We start from the raw sequence: 15,778 nt of genomic DNA, 5'->3' as shown, positions 1-15,778 counted from the left end.
AGAGTCAGTCCAGGCGTTCGGAGGCGGCGACGGCGGAACCGGCGCGCAGGTCCTCCAGGAACAGCACGACGTGCGCCGCGGCGGTGCGGTGCGACCGGTCGTTGAACGCGTCGTGCCGGCCGCCGGCCAGCGTCACCAGCACGAGGCCGGGCACGGCGGACAGCGCGGCCCGGGCGGCCCGGTAGGGGCTGACGGTGTCGGCGGCGCCGTGCAGCGCCAGCACCGGCACCTCGACGGCGTCGAGCGGCCCGCCGTCGGGCACCGGGCCGGCCAGCGCCGCGGCGACGAACCGCGGGTCGTCGCGCAGCCGGCCGGCGTGCACCGGGCAGGCCGTGCGGGCCTCGATCCCGGTCTCGGCCGACCCGCCGGCCGTGGCCGACCCGCCGGCGACCGGGTAGCCGGCCACCACGACCGCGTCGGCGCCGAGCGGGCCGGCCACGGCCAGCGCCAGCACCGCGCCGGTGTCCGAGCCGGCCAGCACGTACGGCCGGGGGAGACCCGCGACGGCCAGCACGGCCGCCACCGCGACGCCCGCCGCGGACGCCGTCGCCGGGCCCTCGCCCAGTGCCCGCACCACGTACCCGTCGGCAGCCAGCCGCTGGCCGAACCGCTCATACACGCCGCCGTGCTCACCCCGCCCGGGCAGCACGACGACCGTCCCGCGCGCCGTCACCCCGCCGGGCGGGTCGAACGCGACGACACCGGGAGCCGTCTCGACGACGCTCATGCGTCCACCTCCGGCGCGCACTCGGCGTCGGCCGCGACCCCGTCCGTCGCCCACAGGCTGGGCAGGTTGACCACGATGCCCTCCTGGGTGCTGCGGGCGATCACCACGACCGCCTCCTCGTCCGGCGACGGGTTCTCCTCGCGGTGCGGCACGTACGGCGGCACGAACACGAAGTCGCCCGGCTCGGTCTCGATGCGGATCTCCTGGTCGCCGTCGGCGAAGACGAACACCGGGTGCCCGGCCTTCACGTAGATGGCGGTCTCGGCCTCGCCGTGGTGGTGGTCGCCGGAGTTGGTGGCGGGCGCGACGTCGGTGCGGCCCATCCACAGCTTCGACGACCCGACGGTCTGGCCGGAGATCGCCTCGAACCGCTTCATCCCGGACGTCTGCGCGGTGTCCGACGACAGCCCGGCGCCGCGGACGTGCTCGAGCCGCCCGTGCCAGACTCGGTTGCCGTTCTCGACGGAGTCGACGCTCATGCGGCCGCCGTCCCCGCCCGCGAGGCGGCGCCGGAGCGCAGCAGCGGCACCAGGTCCTCGCCCCAGCGCAGCACGTCGTTCACCGGGTCGAAGCCGCGGATGAGGAACCTCGTGACGCCGAGGTCGTAGTACTTCAGCAGCGCCTCGGCCACCTGCGCCGGCGTGCCGACGGGCGCGGTCGAGTTGCCGGTCGGGCCGAACAGCTTGGTGATGCCGAACCACAGCCGCTCGTCGTGCACGTCCTGGACGGCGGCGTGCTCCTGCAGCCGGTTCGACGAGACGGCATTGCGCTCGCCGCCGCGGCGGCGCGGGCCCCACCAGCCGTCGTCCGTGCCCGCGCGCGACTTGACCTCGACCGCCTGGTCGTAGATCTCGCGGGCCCGGGCCCAGGCGGCGTCCTCGGTGTCGGCGACGATCGGCCGGGTCGACAGGCTGAACTCGACCGTCCGGCCCAGCTCGGCGGCGCGGGCGCGGATCAGCGCGATCCGCTCGGCCGTCGCCGCCAGCGGCTCGCCGAACAGCATGTAGACGTCGGTGTGCCGGGCACCGGTCTCGACGGCGGCGTCGGACTGGCCGCCGAAGTACACCGGGATGCCGTCCGGCGTCGCGGGCTTCACCGTGCTGAACGCGCCGGTGTAGCGGTAGAACTCGCCCTCGTGGTCGAACGGCTCGGCCGACGTGAGCGTGCGGCGCAGCACCTCGATGAACTCGCCGGTGCGGCGGTACCGTGCGTCCTTCTCGACGTAGTCGCCGTCGCGCTGCTGGTCCTGTTCGCTGCCGCCCGTGATGTGGTGGATCGCGACGCGGCCGCCGCCGGTCAGCTGGTCCAGCGTGGCCAGCTTGCGGGCCACCAGCGTCGGCTGCACGAACCCGGGCCGGTGCGCGATGAGCACCTTGAGCCGCTCGGTCCGGTGCAGCACGGAGGCGGCGATGGCGAAGCCGTCCGGCGAGGACGCGCTGTAGCCGATCAGCACCCGGTCGAAGCCGGCCAGCTCGTGCGCCTGCGCGAACCGGCTCAGGTAGGCGGCGTCGACGACCGGGCCGGGGCGCCAGCCGAGGCTCTCCGAGCCCTCCTTGGTGCCGACCATGCCGAGGACTTCCAGTGTCATGTCGTGCTCCTTGCGTAGATGGGACGGGGTCCGTCGATGCTCGGGACGGACGCGATCAGCCGCTGGGTGTAGGGGTGGGTGGGCTCGAGCAGCACCCGCGCGGCCGGGCCCTCCTCGACGACACGGCCGTGGTAGAGCACGACGATCCGGTCGGCGATGCCGGCCAGCGAGCCGAGGTCGTGCGTGATCAGCACGATCGCCACTTCGCGCTCGCGCCGCAGCCGGTCCAGCAGCCGCAGCACGTGGTTGCGGTTGGCCGCGTCCAGCGCGCTGACCGGCTCATCCAGCAGCAGCACCCGGGGGCCGACGGCGAGCGCGCGGGCGATCGTGACGCGTTGGCGCTGGCCGCCGGAGAGCCGTCCAGGCAGCCGGTCGCCGAGCGCGGGGTCCAGCCCGACCTGCTCCAGCGCGGTGACGGCGCGCGCCCGCCGGTCCGCGCCCTGGCCGTCGCCGCGGATCGCCAGTCCTTCGGCGACGGAGTCGAGCACCGTCACGTCCGGGTCGAGCGAGCGCAGCGGGTCCTGGAACACGTACTGGACGCTCCCACTGCGGCGGAACCGCCGCAGCTCGGCGCCGCGCAGCCCGGACACCGGCGTGCCGTCGACGCGGACGGCGCCGGCGTGCAACGACGCCAGCCCGGCCACCGCCCGGGCCAGCGTCGTCTTGCCGGACCCGGTCTCGCCGATCAGCCCGACGATCTCGCCGGAGCGCGCGGTGAGGTCGACGCCGTGCAGGATGGGCGTCGTCGCGCGGCGGCCCAGCCGGACCTCGACGCCGTCCACCTCCAGCGCGGTCATCGGGCCACCAGCCGGTGCAGGCCGTACTCGCGGTGGTCGGCGACCAGCGCGCGGGTGTACGGGTCGGCGGGGTCGTCGAGCACCTGGCGGGTCGGCCCGGACTCCACCACCCGCCCGTCCCGCAGCACGACGACGCGGTCGCACAGCTGCGCCACGACGGCGAGGTCGTGCGACACCAGCAGCAGCGACAGCCGGCGTTCGGCCCGCAGCGCCGCGATCAGGTTCAGCACCTCGGCCTGGACGGTGACGTCCAGCGCCGTCGTCGCCTCGTCGGCGATCAGCAGGTCCGGGTCGCCGGAGACGGCGATCGCGATGAGGACGCGCTGCAGCATGCCGCCGGACAACTCGTACGGGTACTGGTCGTGCACGTGCTCGGGCCGGTGCAGCCCCATCGACGCCAGCAGCTCGACGGCCCGCGCCTTGGCGACCCGGCGGTGCAGGCCGTTCTTCACCCGCAGCACCTCGCCGAGCTGGCGGCCCACCGTCAGCGACGGGTTCAGGTACGACGCCGGGTCCTGGAAGACGGCGGCGATCCGCGGCCCGCGAGCGCGGTCCCACTGCCGCCGCGTGTAGTGGGCGACGTCGTCGCCGGCCAGCCGGATCGTGCCGCCGCTGACGGTGACGCCCGGCGGCGGGACACCCAGGATCGCCCGGCAGGTCAGCGTCTTGCCGCTGCCGGACTCCCCGACCAGGCCGATCGCCTCGCCAGGCGCGAGGGCGAAGCTCACGCCGTGCACCAGCTCGGTGCCGCCGGTGGTGCTCAGGTGCAGGTCATCGACGAAGAGCATCCGGGGCCTCCTGGGTGGTGGCGGGGTCGACGGTGATGGCGTCGGCCAGCGCGTTGAGCGCGGCGACGGTGACGATGATCAGCAGCGCCGGCGCGACCGGGCCGAACGGGCGCTGGCTGAGGTAGCCGAGGTCGCTGGCCAGCATCCCGCCCCACGTCGGCGCCGGCGGCTGCACGCCGATGCCGAGGAACGTCAGCGACGACACCACCAGCAGCGCGCCGGCCATCGCCGTCGCCGTCGTCACCACGACCGTCGGCAGCACCTTCTGCCAGACGTGGGTGCGGACGATCCGCCAGCGGGTCGCGCCGAACAGCGTCGCCGCCTCGACGTACTGCGCCTGGCGCAGCCCGATCGCCGCGGCGCGGGTGACCCGGTAGAACGACGGCGCCATCAGCACTCCGACGGCGAACATGGCCTGGTGCAGTCCGTTGCCGAGCAGCGCCGCCACGGCGATCGCGAAGATGATGAACGGCAGCGCCATCAGCCCGTCCATCACCCGCAGCGACAGCCACTCGAAGACCCGCCCGAGGTACACCGACGCCAGCCCGGGCAGCACACCGAGCAGCAGCCCCAGCCCGACCGCCTCCGCGGCGGCGATCACCGACAGCCGCGACCCGGCCAGCAGCCGGCTGAGCACGTCGCGGCCCACGTAGTCGGTGCCCAGCCAGTGCTCCGCGCTCGGGCCGGCCAGGATCGCCGACGTGTCCTGGTGCAGCGGGTCGTACGGCGCCAGCCACGACCCCGCGACCATCAGCAGCACGACGACGCCGAGCACCGCCAGCGCGATCTTCGCCGCACGCTGCCGGACGGCCAGTCGCAGCGCACTCATGCCGTCCGCCCCGATGCCGGCCGCAGCCGCGCCAGCGCCACGTTGACCAGCACGCTGGAGACCAGCACCAGCGCGATCGCCACCAGCAGCGTCCCCTGCACGACCGGCACGTCGCCCTGCAACGCGCCGGTCGTCGCCAGCTGCCCGAGACCCGGCATCGCGAACACCGTCTCGGTGATGACGGCGCCGCCGATCAGCCGCGGCACGTGCAGCCCGAGCACCGCGACCGCCGGGCCGGCGCCGTTGCGCAGCGCGTGCCCGAACACCACCCGGCGCGGGCCGAGGCCGCGGACGACCGCGCCGGTGACGTAGTTCTCCCGCAGCGTCGTGACCAGGCCGGTGCGCAGCTGGCGGGCGAGGTCGGCGGCGCTGTCCAGGCTGAGCGCGACCGCGGGCAGCAGCAGGTACGTCAGCCACGGCCCCACGCCCTGCGACGGCGGCACGTACCCGCCGGCGGGGAGGACCGGCAGCAGCACCGCGAACACGACGATGAGCCCGATGCCGGCCACGAACGCCGGGATCGTCGACAGCGCCGCGCAGACCGCCGTCACCGCCCGGTCGAACCAGCTGCCTGCCGTCAGCGCCGCCCCGATGCCGGCCGCCGCGCCCAGCACGACTGCCAGCAGCAGCGCCAGCGCCGCGATCGACAGGCTGACCGGCAGCCGCTGCCCGATGCTCTCGGCCACCGGGATGTGGGTGAACCAGGACCGGCCGAGGTCTCCGGTGAGCGCGTCGCCGATCCACGTCACGTACCGCTCCAGGAACGGCCGGTCCAGCCCGAACTCGTGGTTGAGGCGGTCGATGTCGGCCTGCGTCGCCGTCTCGCCCATGGCGGCCGCGGCCGGGTTCTGGTCGCTCAGCGCGCCCAGACCGAACGTGATGAAGGTCGAGATCAGCAGGACGGGGACCGCGATCAGCGCCGCCCTGCCCACCGTGTGGAGTGCGCGCACACCGTCACCGCCCCACCGTGACGCCCTCGAACCGCTGGGTGCCGATGTAGTGCTCGAGGCCGTGCACGGACGGGTCGCGGGCGAAGATCCGCGGCCAGGTGAACAGGAACGTGTTCGGCATGGTGGTGACGGCGGCGGCGACGGCGTCCTGGACGGCCTGCTCGTAGCCGGGGTCGTCCAGCGGGGTGGAGCGGGCGACGTCGATGGCGGCCTGGATCTCCGGCGGCGCGTTGCGGCCCAGGTTCATCAGCCCCTCCGGCCCGAACAGCACCTCCAGCGACTGCAGCGGCGACTCGCGGCCGGAGAAGCTGTCCACGACGAACGGGTACTGCCGGGTCACGTAGTTGTTCGCGCCGGGCGTCGCGACCTCCAGCGTCACGTCGATGCCGACCGCCTGGAGCTGCTGCTGCAGCAGCTCGGCCAGCGGGTCGTTCTCGGCGCTGGTGGTGAGCGTGACGGCGACACCGTCGGCGTAGCCGGCCTCGGCCAGCAGCTCGCGGGCGCGGTCCTGGTCGAACGGGTACAGCTGGTCCAGCTCCTCGTTCCAGGCAAGGTAGTCGCGCGGGAACGGCTGCCAGTTCGGGTCGCCCTCGCCGAAGAACGCGACGTCGACCAGCTCCTGGCGGTTGATCGCGTGGCTGATCGCCTGCGTGACGCGCGGGTCGTCGAACGGCTCGACGGTGTTGTTGACGTCCAGCACCCGCACGGTGAACACGTCGATGACGTCGACCTCGAGCCCGGCCGCCCGGGCCGCCTCGAGCTGCGCCGGCGGGATGACGGCGACGTCGAACTGGCCGGACTGGATGCCCGCGACGGCGACGGTCGGATCCGGCGGCACCCGCAGCTCGAAGTCGTCGACCAGGATGGCGTCGGCGTCCCAGTAGTCCTCGTTCTTGTGCAGCGTGGCGTGCGAGGCCGGGACGTACTCGTCCAGCGTGAACGGCCCGGCGCCGACGGGCCGCGTGGCGAGGCCGTCGACGTCGTTCTCGACCGCGGTCGGGCTGACGATCATCCCGGTCTTGCCCGAGAGCAGCAGCGGGATCTGGTAGTCGGGCTGGTTGAGCAGCAGCGTCACCTCGGTGGGGCTGTCGACCCTGATGTCGGTGACGACGCCGAGCTGGGCGCCGATCGTCGAGTCCGGGGCGTCGCGGCCGCGCAGCAGGCTCGCCTTGACCGCCTCCGCGTCGAGCGGGGTGCCGTCGGTGAACGTCAGCCCTTCGCGCAGGGTGAAGGTGACCTCGTCGCCGGCCTCGTTGTACGTCCAGCTCTCCGCCAGCGCGGGCACCGCGTTGCCGTCGACGTCCTGCTTGGTCAGCGCCGCGTAGGCGAGCGACAGCACGTGCACGTCCTGGCCGACGGTGGACGTCACCGGGTCCCAGGTCGACGGGAGGTGCCAGCCCCAGGTGAGGCTGCCGCCGGCGGCGTTCTGGCCGGTCGCGCCCTGGCTGGTGGGCGAGGTGTCGCCCGCGCAGCCGGCCAGCAGGAGCAGGGCGGCGAGGACGGTGGTCAGCGTGCGGGTTCTCATCGATGGACGCTCCGTTGAAATACTTAAAGCCGATGGATTTACTAGGCTTTACGGCATGGCGGCAGACGGCCGCCCGCCGTCAGGCGAGCGAGGTGGTGCCGGAGTGGGAGCTCAGCGACAGAGCGCGCTGGCCGTGCGCAGCAGGTCGACGCTGCGCCGGACCGTCAGGATGCGGGCCGGCTCCAGGACGTGCCGCAGCGCCGTGCGAGCGAGCCGCTCGCCGGTGGCGGTGTCCTGGAGTGGGGCCATGCGAACGATTCTGAGGGGATCGGCCCCGATCTGTCCAACATCGAATACTGATCGTGATCGATCGCGAACGCTGATCGGTCCATGAGCGCGGTCCTCGACATCGTGCCGCTGCGCAGCCTCGTCGCCGTCGCCGAGTGCGGCGGATTCCACCGCGCCGCCGCCGCGCTGCACATCACCCAGAGCGCCGTCAGCCAGCACCTACGCAAGCTGGAGAAGGTGCTCGACCGGCCACTCGTCGTCCGCGACGGGCGGCGCGGCCGGTTCACGCCCGCGGGCGAGGCGCTGCTGGCCGAGGCCCGGCGCATCCTCACCGCGCACGACGAGGCCCTGCGCCGGCTCGGCGTCGAGTCCTCCGACGGCGTCCTCGTCGTCGGCTCCTCCGAGCACGCCGCCGACCAGCTGCTGCCCGAGATCGCGACGGCGCTGCGGGCGGCGTTCCCGCGGCGGCAGGTCCGGTTCCGGCTGGACCGCAGCGGCCGGCTCGCCCAAGCCGTCGACAACGGCAGCGTCGACGTGGCGGTCGTGCTCAGCGCCGACCGCGGCACGTTCGCCGGACGGCTGCCGCTGCGCTGGTACGCCGCGCCCGGCTTCCGGCTGCCGCCGCCCGGCGAACCGCTGCCCCTGGTCGTGTTCGACGAGCCCTGCGCCCTGCGGCGGCGGGCGGTCGAGGCGCTCGGCGCGGCCGGGCGGGAGCCGGCGATCGCCTGCGAGGCGGCGTACCTCGCGGGCATCCTGGCGGCCGCCCGGGCCGGCCTCGGGGTGGCGGTGCTGGCGGGGGTGGGTGGGCGGCCGGAGGGACTGGCGCCGCTGGCCGGGCTGCCGCCGATCCAGCCGGCCGCGCTGCGGGTCCGCGTCCGCGCCGGCGCGCCGTCGTCGCTCGCCTCCGTCGCCGCCGCTGCGGTCGAGCAGGTGGTGGCGGGTTCGTGAGCTCCAGTGCGCCGGGGAGTGGCGGCAGTGGGCCGCTATGCGGCAGTTGGCCGTCCCCCTGATGCCCATTCTCTTAGCCGCGCACGCGCGCCTCAAGCGGACTATTCGGCGCTTCGCGCGACGACGACCGCTTGACCCGCACGCACGCGGCCTAAGAACGGGCACCTATCAGGGGGACGGGGAAGGACTGGGCACACCCCGACGTCGGCGGCCGTCGCCTGGTCCACCGTGGCCCGCACCCGCCAACGAGTTGATGAGCCGCCGCGGGACCGACTTCGATAGCCAGAACCCACGCGATCGGCCCGCAACAGGGCCCATAACGCAACACCCGCTATCGAAGTCGGGCAAACCCGCCGCCGGGGCTGCCGGCGTCGGCGCGAACCGGCCAACGGTGCGCCGGACGGCTGGCGAACGGCGCACTGGGCGGGCTGTGCCCGCACTTCCCCCGTCCCCCTGATAGCTGCCCGCTCTTAGGCCGCGTGCGCGCGGGTCAAGTCCAAGCCCCCGACAACAGTGAACACCGACCACAACGGCGCGGACTTGAGGCGCGCGTGCGCGGCTAAGAGAATGGGCAGCAGGGGGACGGCCAACTGCCGCAAAGCGGCGAACTAGAGCACGCCGGCGAACGGCGACAGAGCATCAAGCGCGGGCCGGCGCCGTCCAGATGCGCGACGGCCGACCGGCGGCGAGGTCGCGGCCGAGCAGCACCTGCACGCGATACGGCTCCAGGCGCAGCACGCCGAACGACTCGTGCTCCGCTGCCGCCCAGAACCGGCCCGGCGGGTAGCCGACGCCGCGGGGGCTGCCCTGTTCGTAGAGCCGCCACACCCGCCGCTTCGTCTCCGGGTCGTCCACCCAGGCGGCGGTGGTGTCGAAGGCGACGGTGTCCTGGGCGGCGCTCCAGTACGAGAACGTCGCGTGCGGGTTCGCGGCCAGGTGCGCCACCTTCACCGGCGTCGGGAAAGTGGCCAGCCAGCCCAGCGGCGCGCCGCCGGCCACCTCCCAGACGGGGATGAGGACCCGCGAGCGCGGCCGGTGCCGCTGGTCGACCGTGGTCATGGTGGCGTAGACGATGCCGGCGAGGATCCGGTCGACGTCGGGGCGGAGGTCGGCGTACGCGGTGGTCACCCCGTCATCGTCGAACGCCGCGGGCCGGGGCGGAAGACGGCACTTCGAAGTGCGTCGGGCACCTCGAAGTGACAGTCCCCTGGAAGCGTCAGCTGCCGATGGCGGGCGCACCGCGCTTGAGGTCGGCCAGCCGGGCCTCGACCTCCACCGACGTCGCGCTGTCCTCGAGCTCCTCGAACTGCTGGTCGATGGACGACGCGGCGACCTCGGCGGCGCCGGCGACCTGCGCCTCCTGCCGCCGCACCTTCTCCTCGAACCGGGAGACCTCGCTGGTGGGGTCGAAGATGTCGATGGAGCGCACCGCGTCCTGCACCTGGGCCTGCGCCTGGGCGCTCTTGGCCCGCGCGACCAGCTCGTCGCGCTTGTTCTTCAGGTCGCTGAGCTTGTCCTTCATGCCCACCAGGCCGGCCTTGAGCTTCTCGGCCACCTCGCGCTGCGACGCGATCATCGGCTCGGCCGTCTTCGCCTCGGACTCGAACCCCATCTGCTTGCCGATGGCGACCTTGGCGAGGTTGTCGAACTTGTCCGCGTCGGCGGTGTCGCCACTCGCGCGCAGCTGGTCGGCGCGCTGCGACGCGGCCAGCGCCTTGTTGCCCCACTCGGCGGCGGCGCGGACGTCCTCGGCGTGGTCCTGCTCCGCCAGCCGCAGGTTGCCGATGGTCTGCGCGACGGCCTGCTCGGCCTCGGCGATGTTGTCGGTGTAGTCGCGGACCATCTGGTCGAGCATGACCTCGGGGTCCTCGGCGCGGTCCAGCAGCGAGTTGATGTTGGCCTTCGCCAGCTGGGAGATGCGCCCGAGAATGGATTGCTTCTCAGCCATGATGTCGTCCTTCGTTCCTGGCCCCCCGTGGAGCCGCGATCGGATGAAAGGCAGTGCGCAGGGTCAGAACCGCCCACCGCCTCCCCGGCGGCCGCGGGTGCCGCCCCCTCCGAAGCTGCCCGGCGAACGGCGGCCGCCGCCGGAAGGACGCCCGCCGCCGAAGCCGCCGGAGGAGCCGCCGCCGAAGCCGCCGGAGGAGCCGCCGCCGAACATCCCGCCGCCACGGCCCATCGAGTTGATCAGGATGCCGCCGAGGATCATCGACGTGAGGTCGCCGCCGCCGCGCCCCGGGTTCTGCTGCCGCTGCCACTGGCCGACGTCCTGCTCGGCCAGCTGCTGCGCCTGCCGCGACAATTGATCCGCGCGGTTGACGGCGTTGAGCGCGGCCGCCGGGTCCGACGTCGCGAGCGACTGGCCCTGCGCGAGGTGGCGGGCCGCCTCGGACAGCCGGGTCCGCGCCTCGGTGCCGACCGCGCCACGCCGCGTCTCGATGAAGTCGTTGACGGCCTTGACCTGCGACGTCACCCGTCCCACGGTCTCGGCGAGGGCGGTGCGGGCGCGCTCGGCCTCCTCGGCCGCCGCCCGTACGGGGTCGAGCAGATCGTCCAGCGCCGTCTCGGCCTCGGCCAGCTGCCGCAGCGCGGCCAGCGGGTCGCCCTGCCCGGCGGCGCGTCCGGCGGCGACGGCCTGCTGAGCGGTCGCGCTGGCGGTCGTGATCGCCGGGTCGGACGGCGCCAGCCGCGCGGCGTCGGCGATGTCCAGCGACACCGACTCGATCGCCTTGCCGATGCGCTCGCCGGCGGTCTCCAGCTCGTCCTTGGCGCTCGCGACCGCGTCGAGCAGCGTGGCGGCCTGTCCGACGGCGTCCTCAGCGGCCCTGGCCTGGGCGACGGCGGCTGCGCGGTCGTCCGTCCGCAGCGACTCCTGACCCGCCGCGACGGCCTCGTGCGCCGCCGTCAGCAGCCGGGCCGCCTGGTCCGGGTTGCCGCTCACCGACGCCAGAGCGGCCGGCTGGTAGCCGAGCGCCAGCTGCTCGAGCTGGGCCCGGGCGGCGGGCAGCCGCTGCTCGACCTCGGTGGCGCGCTGCGCGGTCTCGGCCAGCACCTCCGGCGCCCGCGCCTGCAGGTCGCGGAGCTGGTCGAACGCCTCGACCTGGGCGTCGAGCGCGTCGCTGACCTCGCGGCAGGTCACGATGATCTGGGTCGTCATCGCCCGCCGCTGCTGATCGGTCTCCGGCTCGCTGTCGTCCAGCCGCTGCCGCAGCGTGAACGCGTCGGCGACCCGCGTCTTCGCCGTGGCCAGCAGCTCGCTGAACTCGGTGGTGGCCTGGAGGCCGAACTGCGCCTGGGCGAACCCCAGCTCCTGCTCCGACGTCTTCAGCGCGTCGTCGATGTCGACCAGTGCCGCGCTGGCGCGCTTGTCCAGCTCGTCCGCCGACAGCCCGGCCAACTCGTCCACGGGCTGCCCGTCCGGGCCGACCGGCGCGCCGGCCTGGTCGCGACGGCGGCGGCGCAGCGCCCACCAGCCCGCGGCGCCCGCGCCGACCACCACCACGCCGCCGACCACCCACGGCGTGGCCGAGCCGCCGCCGGAGCCGGTGGCGGCCTCGCGGTACCCGTCGGCGCCGGCGATGGCCGCACCGGCCCAGTCCTCGTCACTGAGCGCCGGGCGGATGTCGTCCTGCCGCACCTCGGCCAGCTGGTCGTCGGTGAGGTCCAGCTCGTCGGTGACGGAGATGCCGAACGAGCGGTCCTCGAGCGCGACCGCGAGCAGGATGTCGTCGGTGCCCAGCCCGGACGCCGTGGCGGTGTCGTTCGCCCACGTCTGGCCGTCCAGGCCGTCGAAGCTCTCGACGTAGACGACGAACATCTGCAGCCCGGCGTCGTCGGTGAGGCGGTCGAACGCCGCCTGGACGCGCTGCTCGTCGTCGCCCGACAGCGCTCCGGCCCGGTCCGTGATGGCACCCGGGACGTTGAAGGGCGGCTCGGCCACCGCTGGGCCGGCGACGAGGAACGTGGTGAACGCGACTACGACGAGCGTTACCAGCCCCCGCCAACGCGTGGCAGTCACGAGTGTCATCCTGCCTGGTGAGGGGTGGTCGCACAATCGATTCCGATGGATTCGGCCTGCGGCCGCCCCTCGTGCGGTGCGGTCGCGGACGGGGCGCCGCTCGCCCCATCTCGGGTTGCAGCGGCCTCACTCCATACTGTATGCAGTATGGATGACAACAATCGTCGTGACGGGCCACGGTTCGTTCGCTACGTCGTTGGTCGAGACGGCGCAGATGATCGTCGGCTCGACTGAGCACGTGCATCCCGTCGACTTCCCGGTGGGCACCGGGGTCGAGGACCTCACCGCACGCGTGGCCGCGGTGATCGAGCGGGCGAACCCCGCCGGCGAGCCCGGGGAGGTGCTGATCCTGGCCGACGTCCTCGGCGGCTCGCCCGCGCGGGTCGCGCTCGCCGAGGCGGCGGCCGGCCGGGCCGACGCCGTCACCGGCGTCAACCTGCCCATGCTCATCGATCTGGCGCTGGCCGCGGGCACCGCGTCGGCGCCGGAGCTGGCCGCCCGCGCCGTCACGGCGGGACAGGACGGAATCCGCGACGCCGGCGCCCTCGTCCGGCCGGAAGGAGGAGTGTCGTGACACTCTGGCAGGCGTTCCTCATCGCTCTGGTGGTCGCGCTGGCCTACCTGGCGCGCCGGATCCTCGGCGACCCGCAGCTGGAGCGGCCGATCATCCTCGGCCCGATCGTCGGCCTCATCGCCGGCGACCTCGAGACCGGGCTGATCGTCGGCGGCACCCTGGAGCTGATCTTCATCGGCGCCGCGACCTTCGGCGGCACCGCGCCGCCCAACGTCGCCATCGGCGCGGCCGTCGGCACGGCGCTGGCCATCTCCGCCGGTCAGGGTGCTGAGACGGCGCTCGTGGCCGCGGTTCCGGCGGCGGTGCTCGGCACGTTCTGCGAGCTGTTCGCCAAGACCGTCTGCTCGTTCCTGGTGCACCGCGCCGACGCGGCAGCGGCACAAGCACGAGGACGCACGATCTTGGGCATCATCTGGATCGGCAACGCGATCCACTTCCTCGCCTACTTCGTGCCGACCTTCCTGGTGCTGCAGTTCGGCGCCAACGCGCTGGAGGGCGTGCTCAACGCGCTCAGCGACGACGTCCAGAACGCGCTGAACACGTCCGCGGCGCTGCTGCCCGCCGTCGGCTTCGGGATCCTGCTGTCGGTGCTCTACAACAAGGCGCTGTTCCCGGTCTTCTTCGCCGGGTTCGCCGTCGCCGCGTTCACCGACTTCACGGTGATCGGCGTCGCCATCATCGCGACCGCGCTGGTCGTCACGATCCTGCGGAACCGCACGCCGCAGACGCCGCAGTCGCCGTCCAGCCCGCAGTCGTCGGCGCTGATCTGAGCGGAGGAGACATGACCGAGAACGCCACCATCGCCACCGAGGCGCCGGAGCAACTGGACGACGAGCGCGGCGAGATCCGCCGTCTGACGGTGCGCGGCCTGCTGCTGCAGGGCGGCTTCAACTACGAGCGGTTCCAGAACCTCGGGTTCTGGTGGATGATGCGCCCGACGCTGGACCGCCTCTACCCCGACCCCGTCGACCGCGCCGCCGCCTACCAGCGGCACATGGTCTACTTCAACACCAACCCGTGGGTGGTCGGCCCGATCGCCGGCGTCACCGCCTCCATGGAGCGGCAGCGCGCCAAGGGCGCCACTGACCTGAACGACGAGGCGATCAACTCCGTCAAGGTCGGGCTCATGGCGCCGCTGGCCGGCATCGGCGACTCGCTGATCTTCGGCACCATCCGGCCGATCCTGGCCGCGGTCTGCGCCGGGCTGGCCATCGACGGCAACATCGCCGGGCCGATCATCTTCTTCCTGGCGCTGCTGGCCATCCAGGTGCTCATGCGCGTCGGCGGCACCGCCACCGGCTACCGCACCGGCATGCAGTTCTTCGAGAAGCTGTCGCCGGCGCAGATCGACCAGATCAAGCAGGGCGCGACGATCGTCGGCCTCGCGGTCACCGGCGCGCTGGTGGCGACGATGCTCAAGGTCACCACGCCGTGGTCGTACACCAGTGGCGAGCAGACCATCGCACTGCAGGACCAGCTCGACCTCGTGCTGCCGGCGCTGCTGCCGCTGATCGCGACGCTGATCGTGTACGCGCTGATCAGGCGCCGGGTGTCGCCGGTCTGGGTGCTGCTCGGCACGCTGGTCGCGGGCCTGGTGTTCGGTTACTTCGGCATCCTGGCGGCCTGAGCCGTGCCCGGGACCGACGAGTACGTGCTGACCGGCGGGCGGGTGCTGCTGCCTGACGGCCGGCTGGAGGCGGGCGCCGTCCACGTCCGGGCCGGGCTCGTCGCCGCGGCCGGGCCGTCCGACGACGCCGCGCCGGGTGTCGAGCGGATCGACGTCGACGGGCTGATCGTCGCGCCGGGCCTCGTCGACACCCACGTGCACGGCGGCCTGGGGCACAACGTGATGAGCGCCGACGCGGACTCGGTAGCGGCGATCGGACGGCGGTTGCGCGCGGCCGGCGTCACGTCGTTCGTCGCCACCACCGCGTCGGTGCCGTTCGACCGCGTCCTGCAGTCGGTGCGCGGGCTGGCCGCGCTGACCGGGCCGGCCGGCCCCGGCGGCGCCGACCTGCTCGGCGTCCACCTGGAAGGGCCGTTCCTCAGCCCGGACTTCCGCGGCGTGCACCAGCAGGAGCACCTGGTCGAGCCGTCGCCGGAGCGCGTCGCCGCGTTGCTCGACGCGGCCGGCGGCGCGCTGCGGGTCGTCACCGTCGCGCCGGAGCTCCCGCACGCCGAGGCCGCCGTCCGCACCCTCGCGGCGGCCGGCGTGCGGGTCTCCGTCGGCCACACCGCCGCCACGTTCGAGCAGGCCCGCGCGGCCGTCGAGTGGGGCGCCCGGCGGGCCACCCACCTGTTCAACGCCATGCCGCCGATCCACCACCGCAGCCCCGGCCCGGTGCCGGCACTGCTCGCCGCCGAGCCCGTCCACCTGGAGGTCGTCGCCGACGGCCTGCACGTCGCGCCGGAACTGCTCGGCGCGCTCGCCGCGCTGCCCGGGGTGCGCGACCGGCTGATGCTGGTCAGCGACGGCACCGACGTGTCCGGCCTGCCCGACGGCGACCACCACCGCTGGGACGGCACGCCGGTGCGGATGACCGGCGGCCGCGCCTTCACGCACACCGGCGGCATCGCCGGCAGCACGTCGACGCTGATCGACGGCGTCCGGGTGCTGCTCGCGGCCGGCGTGCCGCTGCCGCTGGCGCTCGACACGGCCGGGCGGCACCCGGCGAGGTCGCTGGGGCTCACCGACCGCGGCGCCGTGGCCGTGGGGCTGCGGGCCGACCTGATCGTCGTCGACGACGAGGCGGCGATCATCCACTCCATCCTGCATGGACAATGGGAAAGGCCCTAGAGAGGAACG

At 73.8% G+C, this 15,778-nt stretch carries 17 protein-coding genes; 5 read left to right on the top strand and 12 right to left on the bottom strand.

All coding sequences use genetic code 11. The features are described from left to right. Window positions 1-4: 4 nt before the first annotated feature. The 9 genes from BLU82_RS19470 to BLU82_RS34280 all read right to left on the bottom strand — a co-directional run bounded on the left by BLU82_RS19470 (window position 5) and on the right by BLU82_RS34280 (window position 7,453). The gene (locus tag BLU82_RS19470) at window positions 5-727 is read right to left on the bottom strand and encodes an alpha/beta hydrolase (RefSeq protein ID WP_092622764.1); all 723 of its coding nucleotides are present in this window, start codon (window positions 725-727) and stop codon (window positions 5-7) included. Continuing rightward, window positions 724-1,206: a cupin domain-containing protein gene (locus BLU82_RS19465; protein ID WP_092622763.1), complete on the bottom strand. Its 483-nt coding sequence runs from the start codon at window positions 1,204-1,206 to the stop codon at window positions 724-726. Before BLU82_RS19465 ends, BLU82_RS19470 begins: the two co-directional genes overlap by 4 nt. After that, window positions 1,203-2,315 (bottom strand): LLM class flavin-dependent oxidoreductase, encoded by a 1,113-nt coding sequence (locus BLU82_RS19460; protein ID WP_092622762.1) that lies wholly within the window; start codon window positions 2,313-2,315, stop codon window positions 1,203-1,205. The genes BLU82_RS19465 and BLU82_RS19460 overlap by 4 nt, the downstream gene beginning before the upstream one ends. After that, window positions 2,312-3,112, bottom strand: coding sequence for an ABC transporter ATP-binding protein (locus tag BLU82_RS19455; protein ID WP_092622761.1), 801 nt, complete (start codon window positions 3,110-3,112; stop codon window positions 2,312-2,314). Before BLU82_RS19455 ends, BLU82_RS19460 begins: the two co-directional genes overlap by 4 nt. Beyond that, window positions 3,109-3,900 (bottom strand): ABC transporter ATP-binding protein, encoded by a 792-nt coding sequence (locus BLU82_RS19450; protein ID WP_092622760.1) that lies wholly within the window; start codon window positions 3,898-3,900, stop codon window positions 3,109-3,111. The genes BLU82_RS19455 and BLU82_RS19450 overlap by 4 nt, the downstream gene beginning before the upstream one ends. Continuing rightward, window positions 3,884-4,729: an ABC transporter permease gene (locus BLU82_RS19445; protein ID WP_092622759.1), complete on the bottom strand. Its 846-nt coding sequence runs from the start codon at window positions 4,727-4,729 to the stop codon at window positions 3,884-3,886. Before BLU82_RS19445 ends, BLU82_RS19450 begins: the two co-directional genes overlap by 17 nt. Further along, window positions 4,726-5,679: an ABC transporter permease gene (locus tag BLU82_RS19440; RefSeq protein ID WP_092622758.1), complete on the bottom strand. Its 954-nt coding sequence runs from the start codon at window positions 5,677-5,679 to the stop codon at window positions 4,726-4,728. The genes BLU82_RS19445 and BLU82_RS19440 overlap by 4 nt, the downstream gene beginning before the upstream one ends. Before the next feature lie 4 nt (window positions 5,680-5,683). After that, window positions 5,684-7,204 carry an ABC transporter substrate-binding protein gene (locus BLU82_RS19435; RefSeq protein WP_092622757.1) on the bottom strand — a complete coding sequence of 507 codons (1,521 nt, stop codon included), beginning with the start codon at window positions 7,202-7,204 and terminating at the stop codon, window positions 5,684-5,686. Between the two features lie 111 nt (window positions 7,205-7,315). Further along, on the bottom strand, window positions 7,316-7,453 hold the full coding sequence (locus tag BLU82_RS34280; protein WP_157741136.1) for a hypothetical protein: 138 nt from the start codon (window positions 7,451-7,453) through the stop codon (window positions 7,316-7,318). Window positions 7,454-7,534: 81 nt separating this feature from the next. Between BLU82_RS34280 and BLU82_RS19430 the strand changes: the two genes are divergently transcribed. Next, window positions 7,535-8,380, top strand: a complete 846-nt coding sequence (locus BLU82_RS19430; RefSeq protein ID WP_092622756.1) for a LysR family transcriptional regulator — start codon at window positions 7,535-7,537, stop codon at window positions 8,378-8,380. 639 nt (window positions 8,381-9,019) lie between these two features. On the opposite strand, the gene BLU82_RS19425 is transcribed toward BLU82_RS19430, so the two are convergent. From BLU82_RS19425 to BLU82_RS19415, 3 genes are all read right to left on the bottom strand, one after another. Next, the gene (locus BLU82_RS19425; protein WP_092622755.1) at window positions 9,020-9,508 is read right to left on the bottom strand and encodes a pyridoxamine 5'-phosphate oxidase family protein; all 489 of its coding nucleotides are present in this window, start codon (window positions 9,506-9,508) and stop codon (window positions 9,020-9,022) included. Between the two features lie 88 nt (window positions 9,509-9,596). After that, window positions 9,597-10,328: a PspA/IM30 family protein gene (locus tag BLU82_RS19420; RefSeq protein WP_092622754.1), complete on the bottom strand. Its 732-nt coding sequence runs from the start codon at window positions 10,326-10,328 to the stop codon at window positions 9,597-9,599. Between the two features lie 63 nt (window positions 10,329-10,391). After that, the gene (locus tag BLU82_RS19415) at window positions 10,392-12,398 is read right to left on the bottom strand and encodes a TPM domain-containing protein (RefSeq protein ID WP_172885650.1); all 2,007 of its coding nucleotides are present in this window, start codon (window positions 12,396-12,398) and stop codon (window positions 10,392-10,394) included. Window positions 12,399-12,549: 151 nt separating this feature from the next. Between BLU82_RS19415 and BLU82_RS34275 the strand changes: the two genes are divergently transcribed. The 4 genes from BLU82_RS34275 to nagA are packed head-to-tail and all read left to right on the top strand — an operon-like array spanning window position 12,550 to window position 15,769. Beyond that, window positions 12,550-12,972 carry a PTS sugar transporter subunit IIA gene (locus BLU82_RS34275; protein WP_157741135.1) on the top strand — a complete coding sequence of 141 codons (423 nt, stop codon included), beginning with the start codon at window positions 12,550-12,552 and terminating at the stop codon, window positions 12,970-12,972. Then, on the top strand, window positions 12,969-13,742 hold the full coding sequence (locus BLU82_RS19405; protein ID WP_092622752.1) for a PTS sugar transporter subunit IIC: 774 nt from the start codon (window positions 12,969-12,971) through the stop codon (window positions 13,740-13,742). Before BLU82_RS34275 ends, BLU82_RS19405 begins: the two co-directional genes overlap by 4 nt. Window positions 13,743-13,753: 11 nt before the next feature. Then, the gene (locus tag BLU82_RS19400) at window positions 13,754-14,599 is read left to right on the top strand and encodes a PTS system mannose/fructose/sorbose family transporter subunit IID (RefSeq protein ID WP_092622751.1); all 846 of its coding nucleotides are present in this window, start codon (window positions 13,754-13,756) and stop codon (window positions 14,597-14,599) included. A 3-nt stretch (window positions 14,600-14,602) separates the two neighbouring features. Then, entirely contained in the window at window positions 14,603-15,769 is a 1,167-nt protein-coding gene (gene nagA / locus BLU82_RS19395; RefSeq protein WP_092622750.1) for an N-acetylglucosamine-6-phosphate deacetylase, read from the top strand. Window positions 15,770-15,778: the final 9 nt, after the last annotated feature.

The sequence above is a fragment of the Jiangella sp. DSM 45060 genome (assembly GCF_900105175.1).
Lineage (GTDB): Bacteria > Actinomycetota > Actinomycetes > Jiangellales > Jiangellaceae > Jiangella.
Note: the sequence above shows the minus strand (reverse complement) of the source record. Positions and strands in the feature narration are given on the sequence as shown.